The 15,529-nt window shown below is 39.6% G+C and carries 12 protein-coding genes and 1 pseudogene; 6 read left to right on the top strand and 7 right to left on the bottom strand.

What is annotated here, in order from left to right:
• Positions 1 to 965 precede the first annotated feature (965 nt).
• The gene (locus tag M1F03_RS16620; RefSeq protein ID WP_154621985.1) at positions 966 to 2,387 is read left to right on the top strand and encodes an NAD(P)/FAD-dependent oxidoreductase; all 1,422 of its coding nucleotides are present in this window, start codon (positions 966 to 968) and stop codon (positions 2,385 to 2,387) included.
• Between the two features lie 183 nt (positions 2,388 to 2,570).
• Positions 2,571 to 3,062 carry a RidA family protein gene (locus tag M1F03_RS16625; RefSeq protein ID WP_154621986.1) on the top strand — a complete coding sequence of 164 codons (492 nt, stop codon included), beginning with the start codon at positions 2,571 to 2,573 and terminating at the stop codon, positions 3,060 to 3,062.
• A 118-nt stretch (positions 3,063 to 3,180) separates the two neighbouring features.
• Here the strand turns inward: M1F03_RS16625 and M1F03_RS16630 are convergent, their stop codons facing one another.
• From M1F03_RS16630 to M1F03_RS16645, 4 genes are read right to left on the bottom strand one after another with little or no spacing between them, the layout of a single operon-like run.
• A complete protein-coding gene (locus M1F03_RS16630) occupies positions 3,181 to 3,936 on the bottom strand; it encodes an ABC transporter ATP-binding protein (protein WP_154621987.1) in 756 nt (251 codons plus the stop codon).
• Between the two features lies 1 nt (position 3,937).
• Positions 3,938 to 4,921 (bottom strand): iron chelate uptake ABC transporter family permease subunit, encoded by a 984-nt coding sequence (locus tag M1F03_RS16635; RefSeq protein ID WP_154621988.1) that lies wholly within the window; start codon positions 4,919 to 4,921, stop codon positions 3,938 to 3,940.
• Positions 4,908 to 5,870 (bottom strand): ABC transporter permease, encoded by a 963-nt coding sequence (locus M1F03_RS16640; protein WP_154621989.1) that lies wholly within the window; start codon positions 5,868 to 5,870, stop codon positions 4,908 to 4,910. The genes M1F03_RS16635 and M1F03_RS16640 overlap by 14 nt, the downstream gene beginning before the upstream one ends.
• Before the next feature lie 3 nt (positions 5,871 to 5,873).
• Positions 5,874 to 6,842, bottom strand: coding sequence for a siderophore ABC transporter substrate-binding protein (locus tag M1F03_RS16645; RefSeq protein WP_154621990.1), 969 nt, complete (start codon positions 6,840 to 6,842; stop codon positions 5,874 to 5,876).
• Between the two features lie 827 nt (positions 6,843 to 7,669).
• On the opposite strand from M1F03_RS16645, the gene M1F03_RS16650 reads away from it, so the two are divergent.
• Both M1F03_RS16650 and M1F03_RS16655 read left to right on the top strand, forming a co-directional pair.
• Entirely contained in the window at positions 7,670 to 8,128 is a 459-nt protein-coding gene (locus M1F03_RS16650) for a hypothetical protein (protein ID WP_163863126.1), read from the top strand.
• A gap of 24 nt (positions 8,129 to 8,152) precedes the next feature.
• Positions 8,153 to 8,497, top strand: coding sequence for a thioredoxin family protein (locus M1F03_RS16655; protein ID WP_247047704.1), 345 nt, complete (start codon positions 8,153 to 8,155; stop codon positions 8,495 to 8,497).
• Between the two features lies 1 nt (position 8,498).
• Here M1F03_RS16655 and M1F03_RS16660 read toward each other — a convergent pair whose 3' ends face one another.
• Positions 8,499 to 9,926, bottom strand: a complete 1,428-nt coding sequence (locus M1F03_RS16660) for an SPOR domain-containing protein (protein WP_318840016.1) — start codon at positions 9,924 to 9,926, stop codon at positions 8,499 to 8,501.
• 1,130 nt (positions 9,927 to 11,056) lie between these two features.
• Complete coding sequence (locus tag M1F03_RS16665; RefSeq protein WP_318840017.1) at positions 11,057 to 12,256, bottom strand: nicotinamide mononucleotide deamidase-related protein YfaY; 1,200 nt, start codon at positions 12,254 to 12,256, stop codon at positions 11,057 to 11,059.
• 281 nt (positions 12,257 to 12,537) lie between these two features.
• Between M1F03_RS16665 and M1F03_RS16670 the strand changes: the two genes are divergently transcribed.
• The gene (locus tag M1F03_RS16670) at positions 12,538 to 13,191 is read left to right on the top strand and encodes a CPBP family intramembrane glutamic endopeptidase (RefSeq protein ID WP_318840018.1); all 654 of its coding nucleotides are present in this window, start codon (positions 12,538 to 12,540) and stop codon (positions 13,189 to 13,191) included.
• Between the two features lie 74 nt (positions 13,192 to 13,265).
• Positions 13,266 to 14,618 (top strand): molecular chaperone, encoded by a 1,353-nt coding sequence (gene yegD / locus M1F03_RS16675; protein ID WP_318840019.1) that lies wholly within the window; start codon positions 13,266 to 13,268, stop codon positions 14,616 to 14,618.
• 245 nt (positions 14,619 to 14,863) lie between these two features.
• Here yegD and tnpA read toward each other — a convergent pair.
• A pseudogene (tnpA, locus tag M1F03_RS16680) lies at positions 14,864 to 15,227 on the bottom strand (IS200/IS605 family transposase).
• Positions 15,228 to 15,529: the final 302 nt, after the last annotated feature.

Here is a 15,529-nt window from a genome sequence, read left to right on the forward strand (position 1 = left end):
TATTTAATTAATAAACATCAAATAACCCATATTTTTTTGATACACGCTTTTTATATCTACTAGACTAATAAGCACAATAAATATACGGATAGCGTTTAAGCTAAATAACTTACAGATAGATTTAACGTCATAACACAATTATTGAATCACCCAAAAAATAACCCTATTTACAATGCTCGTATATTTTGTTTCTATCAATATGAGCGTACAACAGAGTGTAGGCGTTAAGATTATTTTTAACACCACAGTGGCGAAAAGGTTGAAACCAAATTTAAAAATCAACCTGCATGACTCACCCAAAGCAGGAAAATATAACTATATGTTTTATTGAGTAAAAAACATCCCCACCCACAGTAGCAACCGATAAAAATTGAACAAATATATTTTTTGCGTTTATTTTTAAATAGTGTAAACCTAATGAGACGCTATTATTTCACCAACTTTCTACCAAACAAAAATATAAAGTTTAAAAATTCAGCAATAATCTTCAAAATATATTTAGACATTTAATAAATATTTAATCATTACTGTCTCGTCTTTGTCACTGGCTTTCCTCCACCATCAAGATGGCACCTCACAAATGCAATAATAATGGGGCACCTTTTTTTTCTTGCTATTAACCACACGAAATATAGTTGATTATTATTTAACATGTTTGAGTATTTTTATTTATTACTCACCTCGTGAAACAAATTGACATTTTTCCCGAGCAAATAAAAAAACAACTGTACATTTTAGCTGACATTTCACTTTATTTTTTTGCCGCCTAAAAGGATTGATTTTTATTAAAACAACGCGCAAACCCTTTACAGGCTTGACTATCACAATCAAGATTATTCACATTCCACTTAGTTTTATTAACAAATATACCCCATGGTTAACAATTACTTGAATTATGATAATATGATTATCTTAAATTGTAATAATTTACTATATAAAAACTAAGGTTATTATTGAGGTTACAGATGAAAATCTCGAGAAGAAAACTACTTTTAGGGGTCGGTGCTGCGGGTGTTCTCGCAGGGGGTGCTACGGTTGTTCCAATGATCCGTAGAGAAGGTCGATTTGAGTCGACTAAATCTCGTGTACCTGCTGTTGCGGGCACCGAGGGGGCATTACCGAAATCAGCAGATGCTGTCATTATCGGTGCTGGCCTTCAAGGAATAATGACTGCCATTAATCTTACTGAAAGAGGAATGAACGTCGTTATTTGTGAAAAAGGTGTTGTCGGCGGTGAACAGTCTGGTCGTGCCTACAGTCAAATCATTAGTTACAAAACCTCTCCAGAAATTTTTCCATTACACCATTATGGAAAGATTTTATGGACCGGTATGAATGAAAAAATCGGTGCAGATACGAGTTACCGAATTCAAGGCCGTGTTGAAGTTCCTTCAAGCGAAAAAGATCTTGAACTGACCAGAGAATGGATTAAAAAGAATTCAGAGAACCCAGGTTTTGATACCCCATTGAGAACTCGCATGATCGAGGGTGAAGAACTGGCAAAACGTCTTCCTAATGCTCAGACACCATGGAAAATTGGTGGATTTGAAGAAGATGCTGGTAGTCTCGATCCTGAAGTTGTGACGCCAACGATGGCGAACTACGCAAAATCACTCGGGATTCGTATCTATACCAATTGTGCCGTAAGAGGCTTGGAAACCGCAGGCGGTAAAATTTCAGATGTGGTGACTGAGAAAGGCTCCATCAAAACCTCTAACGTGGTTCTAACGGGCGGTATTTGGTCTCGTCTGTTTATGGGTAACCTCGGCGTTGACGTTCCTACACTCAATGTTTATCTCTCACAACAACGTATCACGGGTGTACCGGGCGCACCAAAAGGTAACGTACACTTACCAAATGGTATCCACTTCCGTGAGCAAGCAGATGGAACTTATGCGGTTGCTCCACGTATCTTTACGAGCTCTATCGTGAAAGATAGCTTCCTGTTAGGTCCACGCTTTATGCACTTACTGGGCGGCGGAGAACTACCATTAGAATTCTCTATCGGTAAAGATTTGTTTAACTCTTTCACAATGGCAACGTCATGGCGTTTAGATGAAAAAACACCATTTGAAGAGTTCCGTACAGCTACTAACACACCAAACACAGACCATCTGGATGGCGTACTCGAAAGACTACGTAATGAATTCCCTGTGTTTAAAGAGTCGAAAGTAGTTGAACGTTGGGGCGGCACAGTTAGCCCAACCGATGATGAAATTCCAATTATTTCTAAAATTGAACAATACCCAGGCCTTGTTATCAACACAGCAACAGGTTGGGGTATGACAGAAAGTCCAGCATCAGGTCAACTGACTGCGGATCTATTGATGGATACTAAACCAGTCATCGATCCACACCCATACAGACTTTCTCGTTTTACTGAATAAGAGCGATAATTTCTACTGACGTTAATTGTTCTTTAAAATTTATTGTTCAAGCTGTGCATTGCATCAATGAATGTATGGCTTGTCTATATAAGTTGATACTCTAAATAACTCAGTCCGTCGCCAACAACGCGACGGCTTGAAGTATGAGGAGAACTATTACTGTGATAATGTTAAGGAGCTTACATGCGCTATAAAACTTTACTTCTTTCTCTCCCATTGGTTCTGGGTGTAGCGAGTGCAAATGCTGAAGGTGTAAAAACCAATAAGCTGCAAGGAATGCCTATCGCTGAGTCGGTAGAAATCAGTGCAACTAATGACATCATTTTCCTAAGCGGAAAGGTGCCAACTAAAATCTCTAAAGACGCTCCTGAAGGTGTCCTTGAGTCATACGGTAATACTGAAACTCAAACTATCAACGTCATGAAGCAGATCGAAGCTCACCTTGCTGATCTTGGCCTGACTCTGAACGATGTTGTGAAAATGCAAGTTTTCCTTGTTGGTGGTGATGAAACTAAAGGCACTATGGATTTTGCTGGCTTTATGGCTGGATACTCAAAATTCTATAATGACAAATCAGAAAACCTGCCCGCTCGTTCAACTTTCCAAGTCGCTAAACTAGCTAACCCAGCTTGGCGTGTTGAAATCGAAGTGACCGCGGTACGTCCTAAGAAATAAGTGATTTAATGCAGCGGGCGATGGTGATTTATTATCATTCGCTGCATCAATAAAATAACCTCTATACCGAACCGGTGATAGAGGTTATTTTTTATACGATAGAAACTAAGGAATTAAGCTAGTAATACATCGCAATGAGTTTGTCATCCACCGATTTTATTTCTATTGGTGTATCAAAGATATCCTCAATAATGTCCACCTTCATAATATCCTTGGGCGTGCCATGATAAACTAACTCCCCAGACCGCATGGCCAAAATATGATCTGAATAAACCGACGCAAAGTTAATATCATGGATAACTAAAATAATTGTTTTACCTAGTTCATCCGCTGCGCGACGTAATAACTTCATCATGATCACAGAGTGCTTCATATCCAAGTTATTTAACGGCTCATCCAATAACACATATTCTGTGTCTTGACACAAGACCATTGCAACATAAGCGCGTTGTCGCTGACCGCCCGATAACTCATCTAAATAGCGATGACGTAAATTAGAGAGATTTAAGAATGCGAGCGACTCGTCGATTTTCTTTTTATCCTCGACGGTCAAGCGCCCTTTGGTATAAGGATAACGGCCAAAACCAACTAACTCTTCAACCGTAAGGCGACTAGCAAACTGGTTTTCTTGACGTAATACAGATAAGTAAGTTGCTAATTTATCGCTTGGCGTTTTCACAACATCTAATTCATTCACTTTGACATGACCGGAGTCAGCCATTAATAAGCGACCAATAATAGACAACAGTGTCGACTTACCGGCCCCATTCGGCCCAATAATCGACGTAATACCACTATTTTTAATGGTTGTTGTGATGTTATCTAAGACCTTAGTATCCTGATAACTTTTCGATATCTGATTAATTTCAATCATACTAAAACCTTCTTAACACCATATAAATAAAGAATATGCCGCCGATAAATTCGATCACAACAGATAGCGTACCCGCCATATTCAAACCATAATCTAGGATCAATTGCCCACCAATTAACGCAATTACCCCCAACAAGAAAGAGACAGGCAATAGATAACGGTGTTGGCTACTACCACTAATAAAATAAGCTAAGTTCGCCACCATTAATCCTAAAAATGTTAATGGCCCGACCAAGGCGGTCGAAATAGCGACGAGTATGGAGATAAGCAGCAAGATTACCGTCACTTTATGACGATAATTAATACCTAAATTAATGGCATTCGCTTGACCAAGCGCCAAAACATCAAAGCAATAACGCATGCGCCATAATAGAATGCCGACAACAAGCGTAATGATGAGAGTAAAGAGAATTAGCTCAGGTGTCGCACGTGTAAAGGTCGCAAACATACGACTTTGTAGAATAGAAAATTCGTTAGGATCCATCAGTCTCTGCAATAGCGTAGCAGTACTGCGAAATAAGGTCCCAAGAATAATACCTACCATCAAAACAAGGTTGATATTGAGTTTAGCTGACACAAATAACCAGCGATAAAGCAATACCGAAAAGAGAACCAATAACGAAGATTCTAATAAGAACTTACCAATATTTAATAGCCATGATGCAGGAAAAATATCGGTATAAAAGACAAAGATGGATTGTAATAAAATAAATAACGCCTCTAGCCCCATAATGGAAGGCGTTAAAATTTTATTATTAGCAATCGTTTGGAAAAGTACCGTCGATACACCGGAAGCAAATGCAACCAGAATCATTGTCAGTACCATATAACCCCGATGCGGCAGTATATAAGCGAGGTTATTGCCTAGGTTAATCGTCATAAATAGCACAATCGCTAAAACCGATAACCCCAGTAAAATCCATATCCTTTGTCGTGGTGTCATACCCTTTTTGGGCAATGCAATTGATGCATTAACTTTTTGCATAACGTTGCTGCTTCAATAATAAGAAAAGGAAAATCACGGCGCCGATAACACCTAAAATAACACTTGCGGGTATTTCAAATGGATAGCGAATTGATCGACCGATAATGTCGCAAAGCAACACTAAGCCTCCACCGGCAAGGCAGATCCACGGCAGTGTTTTACGAATGTTATCGCCCATAATTAAGCTAACAAGATTAGGAATAATCAGTCCTAAGAAAGGCAACGCGCCCACGACAACGACGACGACCCCACTAATCAACGCGATAATAGAGAGCCCAATCGTCATCACTTTGCGGTAGTTTAAACCAACATTGATAGCAAATTCACGCCCCATTCCAGCCACCGTAAAGCTATCCGCAATCCAACACGCAAGCAATGTGAGCAACCCGACTAGCCATAAAAGCTCATAGCGACCTTGAATAATGCTAGAAAAATCTCCACTCATCCAAGCACTTAATGCCTGCAATAAATCAAAGGTATAAGCTGTAAAAATGGTGAGAGCACTAATCACCGCACCTAACATGATACCGACAAGCGGTACAATCAGAGCAGATTTTAAAATCACTCGGCGCAACAGGATCATAAACAACATAGTGCCTAACAAAGCAAACCCACTCGCAACCACCATTTTTGTCATGATATCCGCAGTTGGGAACAACACCATGACAAACAGTAAGCCTAAACTCGCTGATTGAGTGGTTCCAGCCAATGAAGGCTCAACAAAACGGTTTTGCGTGAGAAGTTGCATGATAAGCCCAGCAACACTCATTGCGCTGCCTGCTAAGATTAAAGAAACGGTTCGAGGAATTCGACTGATAAAAAAGATGTCTTGCATCTCGGGGTCAGTGAAAAGTGAAACGGGTGACACGTCACCCGCTCCAATAAACAAACTGATCACCGCTAATACCAATAAGGCGATAATTCCAAAAAATAGATAAAGCGTTTTCATTGATTAGTTTGTTTGGCTTTTTTCCAGTGCGTTATTAACATCATCCATTAACTGAGAATAAGTTTGAATACCACCAGCGATATAGACCGCAGTTGGATCAAGATAGGTCACTTGCTGCTTATCCCATGCAGATGTTTTTCTTACTAATGCATTATCTAATACTTGTGCAGCAGGCTGCGCATCAGTACGACCGATTGCACTATCACGATCAATCACAAACAACCAATCTGGGTTCAGTTTGACCAGCAATTCTGCGTTAACAATATTACCGTGTCTGCCTGTGTCTTCACCGAACACATAAGCAGGTTCAAAACCTAACTCATCAAAAATAAAGCCAAAACGTGAACCAGGACCATAAGCAGAAATTTTACCGCCACTCACTAGAATCACCATAGCTTTACCTGCATTTGGTGTTTTCGTTTTGATATCCGCAATTTTTGCTTTGAAATCACCAACTAACTGCTCAGCTTCTTTTTCTTTGCCAAACAGCATACCCAATTCAGTCGTGCGCTCTGTTAAGCTATCGATAAAACGTTTGTTATCAATATCCATTGAGATGGTGGGAGCAACCGCACTCAGTTTATCGTATGCATCACGAGCACGACTACCACCTAAAATGAGGTCTGGTTGAGCGTTACTAATGGTTTCATAAGCAGGTTCGAACAATGTCCCAGCATTGGTATATTCTTGGCCGCTATATTTAGATAAGAATTTGGGTAAATGGACGTTAGTTTGTGGAAGACCCGCGACTGGAGCACCCAGTGCATCCATAATATCTAGGGTTTCCATATTCATCACGAAGACTTTTTCAGGATGGCGGGGAACGTCTGTTTTACCTTGAGCATGCTCAATCGTGATCGTTTGTTTCTCAGCCGCCGCTGAGGTTTCTTTGTTTTCTTTAGATTGATCACAACCCGCCAGCACTAAGGCCGACAGTAAAACTAGCCCCGAAGTTAATGATTTTACAAACATCCAATTTCCTCCATCTATACTCTAAATAATGAGAGTTATCGCTTTAGGTGTGATGAGCCGACCTGATTTATTAAACACATCGCATGCTCAACACGGTTAGTAACATCACAAAAACAAGCTTTGAACTTATGATGTAACCCGCCGATTTCACCCATATCACAAATAATGGTGCTATCTTACCTTGTACTTAGTACAAATGATATTAGTTTACATTTGCATTCAAAAGAAATGGTAGCGAACGCACAAATTCCTAAAATAGATCTTATTCGCAACATATAAGTACTTTGAGGCTATCCGCAGCGGATCAATCATCATCGAATACAAAAAGGAGGGATATAAACTAATAAAAATCGAAACAACACACTGGGCCATATTGCCTATAGCACAACCGTTTCTACGATAGCGATGCTCACGTCAGGGCTATTGGAGGACAATGCAATCTTGCTACTCACACACTTGAAACTCGCATCCATTCTCTAATAAAAATCATGCATAGTGATAATTAAAATATAACACTCAAACAATATTACGATGTAATGATATCAATCATAGCTCCCTCTAAATAATACACTCGAGATTGAGAATAAACCCTGTTAAAAGTCGAAAAGCGTTTTATCAATAAACGGTATTTCCCTCTAATAGCGGTATATATTCCGACTCAAAATAGTATTGAAAGGTCGCTAATCAACTTATCTGAAAACGGCGTCAGCATAAATTAGCTGTAGCAAAATAAACTCATCAGTTATATAACAAATTAATCAAACCGTCTGATAATGTTTATAGTCGTTAAATGCTCCCCTTACACAATAAGAATATTAGGATTCATTATGCTAACTTACCGTAATATAGTGTGTTTTACCCTCTCTTTAGGATTACTTTCTCCCATTGCTCTTGCTAATTCCCATACTGTTACTGTCTTCCAGTGTGTCAATAAAAATCAAAAAAAGGTCAATGTCAGTTTAGTGAATGGGCAGTATATTTATCAGTTTGGTAAACTGAACCAAACACCGGATATCACTATGGAGAGAAAGCCAGAACAATTAGTGGCGCGCTATTTCAATCCAAAAGGTGCTGATACCGATACGGGTACTGCGCAAATCTATGAGATGGATTTTCGTAACGGTCACTACACCTATACCATATCCTCTGCATATTTAGGCACAAAGCATGAAGCAGAAGTCAATGTGTATCAAAAAGATAAATTTCTCACTAGCATTTCTTGCTTACCTAACACTATTGTCGATAATCTTAGCGAACATATTTTCGATTTACCGAGTGATAATTAAATTTTAGGTAAAATAGACCTCATTATGGCGATCATCAAACACCTCGATCAATGCAGTTTTAATCGTGCTCTCTTAAATCCAGAACAGCCTGGGCAGATCGCCGTTGTGTATTTTTCCGCCTCTTGGTGCCAGCCTTGTAAAAATATGCGGCCTATCTTTGAGCAATTACCGACACAACTAAATAGCACTGCTATTCATTTTGGCATCGTTGACATTGCTCAGTCTCCTACATTGGCACCTATCTACGGTATTCGATCAGTGCCCTCAATTGCTTTATTTAAAGATTCACGCTTACTGACGGTTGTGGCAGGCGAAGTCTCACTACAGCATGCCACAACAAAAATACAATCCGCACTCACGACGGAATAAATTAATGCAACTCCGATTGGACATGTCGCAAACTACGCACCCATGGCTTATCACGTTGAATGGCTGCGGGTAAAGTCTTCAACGCTCGTTTTGCTGACGATAAATTAGCAAATTCGCCATAAACCAAAACATACCATTGACGCCCATTGCGCACAGTTTCATACACTAAATAATTCGATAATTTATGGCGACGGGCTTGGTCATATAGACCGGAGGGTGAACTCGCACTGCCAAGCTGCAACGTATAATGTAAAGCGCTAGCTGTCCGCAGCTCACCTCCTAAGTTATACACTGGGCTTATCGTTGATGATGGCTTATTCTCGACTTTCGCGGTTTTTACCATAGCAGAAGAGTTATCCTGTTTGGCCGTTTCTTCCTCTGGCTTCATTGTGACATGTAATATCTTATTTTCAGGTAACTTACGAAGTGTCGCAGCCAAATCAATGAGTTTTGTCTCTGGTGTTTGTTCATCATCATGACGTAAGGGTTCCACTATTGGGTCAGACACCACACCCTCCCCTTCAATCACTCCCTGTACTAATCGTTTGCTTTGCCGTGCCGCATTATTCGCTGGCTCTCCTTGCTGCTCAGACAATGAGGGCTCTAGGGTTGTGGTTTGCGCTGATTTTTTTGGGAGATTGCGTGCAACCTCAACAGGCTGAAGCGGCTCTACAGGTAAATGGTTAGCTATTTGGGTCTCTTCTTTTTGTTGATGACTAAAAATATGATGTGCAAGTAACTTCCCGTGTTCTGATAACTGATTCAATACATCATGATATAGGTATCCACTCGCACGAATCACCTCAATGAAACTAGGCAGGGTAGAAAATTTTTGCTGAAATTGCTCATACCTTAGTGGTGCTAAAGTGGGATTAAATTTCGGTACTGAGATGATGGCATTTTGCACTAACGCAAGATCAATTTTTGGCTGACGAATTGGCTCTATTTTAAAAGGGTTGCTCCCAATACCTTTATTTGTCATTTCCGGTAATTGTTGGCAAAGCTTCAGATCAGGCTCTGCAATGAGCGCGCGAGATGCGGGTGATAACATTGCGGTTTCTGCTCGAATTTCAGCAAGAAAATTTTTGGCAAGGTCATGCACTTCTCCTTTCGCGTGTGACGCTTTTTCTAACCACCATTGGGCGCAGGCCGTATTTTGTATTCCACCATCGCCAAAATAAAATAAAATGCCTAAATGGAGTTGCCCTAGCGGGTATCCCTGTACCGCCGATTGATGAATATAATAACGACCTTTAACGAGATCAACAGGAACGCCATCCCCATTAATTAATTGCACACCTTTATCATGAGTCATTTCGACCGATGAACTCTGTGTCTGTGCAATGGAGTTACTCAGAAAATTACTGCCTAAAACGATAGATAAAATAGCAAATTTAACGATACTGCGATGATGCTGTGAAATAAACATGAAATAATTCCAAATAAGTAATGTAGAAATAAACGACATGCACATCGGTAATCAATTTAAACGTTATTTGTAAGGTCAGTTGTCACATTCAACGATGCATTATTCTCATACTTGTCTTATAAATAAGAAAAAGTGAAGACCAAACAACGATAATTTTTACCTAGCCCATAGCTACGTCATTCACTGGTTTCATTGTTAACACACCAAAATACAATTGCTAAACCATAGCAGTGAACGGATTCGTTCAATCTGTTTCTATTAATTTATATTTATAGCTCTGCCATAAGTTTGATAACATTTTGCGGACAACTGTATATCTACACAATGTCATATTAGAGGTTATCGTTCCTTCTATCTTCTCACGATGAGAGTCTGTTAAATACATTCTGAATCGCTCTCCATTTGATGGCTCCCTGTGATATGACATAATAGACACCCGTTGCCCTATTATATCGATAGAATCTCTACATCCGTATTTGTGCGTTCACCTAAATAGCCACATCATCTGATTACAGAGATGTTTCTTTGTTTATAATCGCGATTAGCTTGCAGTAAACCATACTGCATTGCCTAATGATAATACAATGAATTATTATAAAATCATCTATTTTTAATAAGATATTCTTCGTTTAGCCTTCTGTCTTTTCTAATATTCATTCAATATTTTCATACCATGCTTAACTCGCCAAATAAACACAATAAGAAAATAAAATAATTATCTTAATTAACAGCTAGTTGCTTTAAAAAATCACAATTGATATCTTTTGAAATAATAAATGTGATTTATTAAAACAATATAAATATATTTTACTTATATTGGCCCTCATTTAAAAAACAATTCACGCCCATTAAAGTCATTACGCTGATAAAGTGGCTAACATTTTATGTTGCTTAATCGATTCTCCTCCTTCATTGAGAATAAAAAAATAAAATCTCATCACCTCATTTACGTCATTAAATAAGTTAAAATTAAAACTCACCATATTAAGTAAAACTACCAACGGCAATGATGTTATATAATATAAAAATTTAAAAATTCAATAATAGATAGATATTATTCGTTTGATATTATGAAGGGGCGTTTTATAAACGCTGTGTTGTTTCATACCAAACACAGCGCATAGCCTAGATTACTTTATTAATGTTTCTGATTGTTCTAGCCACTCATATTGACCAAAAACTTCACGTTCATTGAGCCAACGATGCAACATATCTAACACTAACATGACGCTAACTTCCTGCTTTACCTTAGTACTATGATTGCTTGGCATATAACGCACACGCTGGGCATAGCTTTTTTCAGGTGTGTATAATGCTAATGATAAACATCCATCATGGAATCCACCCACCGCTAAACCGATATGCGTATTTTCTTGTTTAGCCATTTCACGAGCATGACTTATCAGCGTTAATAAGGATTGATCTTCTTGTTGACCAATCACTTTCCCGCCATTGAGTGGCACCGATGCAGTATTTAACGTCCATGTCAGCAATCCAGCACTAAACTCTTCACATATAGCAACGCTAACTCGTTTCGCATTTAGCTCTCGACAGATCACACTTGGTAAACCTTCGGTGCCCTCAAAAACCAAATTTTCGCCAACACCATCTTTAATCACTTGCCACTGAGTTAACATCTGCTCTTTTAATGTCGCAGGCCCCGTCAGCTTCAATTCAATAATCGGCATAGACGAGCGATAACCAAGCACACCCCCGTCGGGTAAAGGTAGCTGATCAAACTGTTTTGCTAAACTACTTTCACTACGGCCAAAACTGGTTAATCGCAAACAGAGCGGAGCTTCATGAAATGGATATCGCTGACGTAGCCGTGGCAAAATTTGCTCATGCACCATCACTTTAAATTCAGAAGGCACCCCCGGCGTAAAAAACAACCAGCATCCATTAAGTTCCATCGCGAAACCACATGCTGTACCAACAGGGTTATCCACGAGTTCCGCCCCTTCTGGTAATAGCGCTTGTTTACGATTTGTTTTTGGCATCACTCGCTCTCGGGATGCAAAATAGCGCTCCATCACGGCAATCCATTCCGCATGTTCAACTAAAGGCACTTCTGCCGCCATTGCGGCCGCCAGAGAACTTAAATCATCTTTGGTCGGTCCTAATCCACCATTAACAATCAAAATATCTGCATGTTCACTTCGTTCGCGTAAAGTTCGTACTAAATCATTTAGATCATCACCGACCGTTGCTCGCCCATTCAATGGGAAGCCTGCTTGGAACAAACAATCTGCTAGCCAAGCCGCATTAGTATCCACAATTTGGCCATGTAATACCTCATCCCCAGTACTTAACATCTCAACAATTAGCATCCATGAACCCCTGTTTGTGAATGTATAACAATTTTTACTAAGCTACCCCATAATTGCGCTCACTCAAATAAGTATTTAATGCATATCCCTTTGATTTATTTTGTCAGTCGTTTTCTTTTGACAGAATGGTGGAAAGGCGTATTTTCGATGATTTAAGCAACCTATATCGCAAAATATTTCATAAATTTTTATTTATAACGTGAATTTATCTTAAATTTACGTATATTACCAAACCGAAATCCAACGGAATAATCACGTTATACGAAAAAGGATATTTATCTATGAATCCGCCAAAGAGTCGCATCGCTCATTCACTCATTTGTCTCAGCGCATTTGTTGCTTGGTATTTATCACCCTTTTTCGTTCTATTGATGCCAGATGCGAATAACTTGTTAACTTCCGCATATGCATTTCCATTTATTTCAATACTGTTGATGTTGCCTTGCGCTTTAATTTGTTGGTCTTATTACCAAAAGAGATTCAACCTTATGCCTATTGGTAAAACTGACTGGCAAGCACTCATACTCCCCATCTTTGCGTTAATCGGACTGATGTTTCTGAATGCACTATTCGGTGTTGAAGAAGAGTGGGTAAAAAGCGTCAGCCATATTAGTGGGTTGGTGTTTTTCCTTTATGTAATCGCCTTAATTATTGCGGCACCTATTGGTGAAGAAATTATATTTAGGGGCTTTTTACTCAATGCTGGCATGTGGTATGGCGCGAGAGGAAAATGGCTCGCTATCCTCGCTTCCTCATTTTTATTTTCCTCTGTGCACTCGCAATATACCTCGTTCAGTACCTTTATTATTCTCATGATAATGGGGGCTATTTTTTGTCACGTTAGAATTCACACTCGCACACTCATTGCACCAATATTACTCCATGCGTTAAATAACACAGCGGCGGTATTATTCATGTCAACCATGTCATTTTAATAGTGGTAATTATGCACTGCTTCCGGTAAAGTTTGCCGCCTTTTCAATATGCAACGAAGGTCATTGGAGGCAACATGTTTATTGGCTTTGACTATGGAACATCAAACTGCGCTGTCGCAATCATGGATAAAGGAACCCCCACTCTTTTACCTTTAGAAGGCGATAACGCTTATATTCCTTCAACCCTTTGTGCACCTACTCGAGAATCTGTTTCTGAACATCTATTTCGCCATCTAAATATCACGCCATCGGATTCAATAGGTGAGCAAATTCTCAGACGTTCATTAGCTTATAACCGTGAAGAAGGTATTGAATTAGCGCCTGAAGATATTGTATTTGGTCAAGCAGCATTGGATTTATACCTTAAAGATCCTCGCGATGTTTATTATGTCAAATCCCCCAAATCCTTTCTCGGTGCCTCCGGCCTACACGAAGTTCAGATCAGTTTCTTTGAAGACTTAGTGTGTGCGATGATGGCCAATATTAAATATAAAGCGGAACAACACCTTCAGCAGAGGATCTCTGATACTGTTATTGGCCGCCCCATCAACTTTCATGGCCGAGGTGGTGAACTAGCCAACCAACAAGCAGAAGCTATTTTGGTAAAAGCGGCAAAACGAGCAGGCTTTAAAAATATCGCCTTCCAATTTGAGCCTGTTGCCGCAGGTCTAGAATATGAATCGACTTTACACCAAGATCAGACCGTATTAGTTGTCGATATTGGCGGTGGTACCACAGATTGCTCACTGATCAGAATGGGGCCAACTTATCGTCATAAAACAGATCGTACCGAGAGTTTATTAGCGCACAGCGGCCAGCGGGTTGGTGGTAATGACCTTGATATCTATTTGGCGTTAAAGCAATTAATGGATCAGTTTGGTATGAGCAGCCAAACAGTGTCAGGGATTAAAATGCCAATTTCTCAATTTTGGAACCCTATCGCGATCAATAACGTAGAAGCTCAAAAAGATTTTTATGCGAAACAAAATTTCGCCGCGCTCAATCGTTTAAGACAAGATGCACAAGAACCAGAAAAGTTAATTCGCCTCATCGAAGTTTATCATGACACTTTAGGCTATAGCCTCGTTCGCCGTGCTGAAGAAGCTAAAATTGCCTTATCTAACGATGAAAATTATTTGGCTCGCATTCCATTAACCAATGAAACGCTAGAAATTAATATTCATCGTGACCAAATGGTCGAATCTATCGAATCACCAAAAAGTAAAATGATTGAATTGGTTAAAGAGGCGGTCAACCAAGGTGGAGTTCAGCCTGATGTTATCTTTATGACTGGAGGTTCAGCACAATCACCAGTTTTAAGCCAAGCTATCCAGCAACAGCTCCCCAATATTCCGATTGTTCGCGGGAATGATTTTGGTTCCGTTACCGCAGGTCTTACTCGTTGGGCTGAAATCTGTTTTAAATAAACAGGTGACAATAGCATTTAGCCTGCTATCGACAGAATAATCCAGTTTGGTCACAGGGGATCATGATTAAATGAATCCCTTGGTTTTCTGTTCAAAAAGTAGAAAAAACCGATTCCAGAAGTTACCAATAGTCAAATGCCACCTCTAAAAAGGTGGCGTTACATTGATTCCCGATAAGGTAGCTGTATTCCTGATTAATCCTCTAGCAATGCCATTTGTTGCTCAAGTTATTGAGCAACTTTATCCTAATACCTTACATAACGCCTGATAATAGCGCCATTCCTCCCCAGCGTATCAACAAAATATCCACTAGCCCAAAATGGTGACTTCAGCGTTTTTTACATATCGGGAGCAATCGATTATCACGTCTTATTGCACTACATCCTTTCAGGACTCCCATTTGGGTTGAAATTGATAACTGAAGAGGGATCATGGCAACAAAATGGACATGCTCTGGCTGAACATTTAGCTCTAGCACTTCACTGCCCTTCATATTACAGAGAATATAAATTGTTCTATCAGGCTCTTTCCCGACATTACTTTCAATATCTTATAACGATATTTAGGCGTCCGAACTCGATGATATGTGCAACGCCAATACCATATGATGACCGCGGTATAAACCCCTGTGATTTCCTCTTTACTTGTGGTGAATAAGAGGATGCTTTTAGCATGGATTACCTTTCGGCTATCGTCTCACAAATTCAACCCTCCTAAAAAGGGGGCTTAAGACTGACCATTAAAATGCGTGCGCTAACACGGTATTCAGACTGCTGACAAACCTATTATGTTTGGCAGCAAGTCGAATAGGTTTTGAAAATAAACGAAGAAAATCAATTTATAGATTTTCAGCTGATAACACAAAGTGGGAAAACCACGCTTTTATCCCGCGTTGTCAACAACCTCAATGC

This window comes from Providencia sp. PROV080, from assembly GCF_033688105.1.
Classification (GTDB): Bacteria; Pseudomonadota; Gammaproteobacteria; order Enterobacterales; family Enterobacteriaceae; genus Providencia; species Providencia zhejiangensis.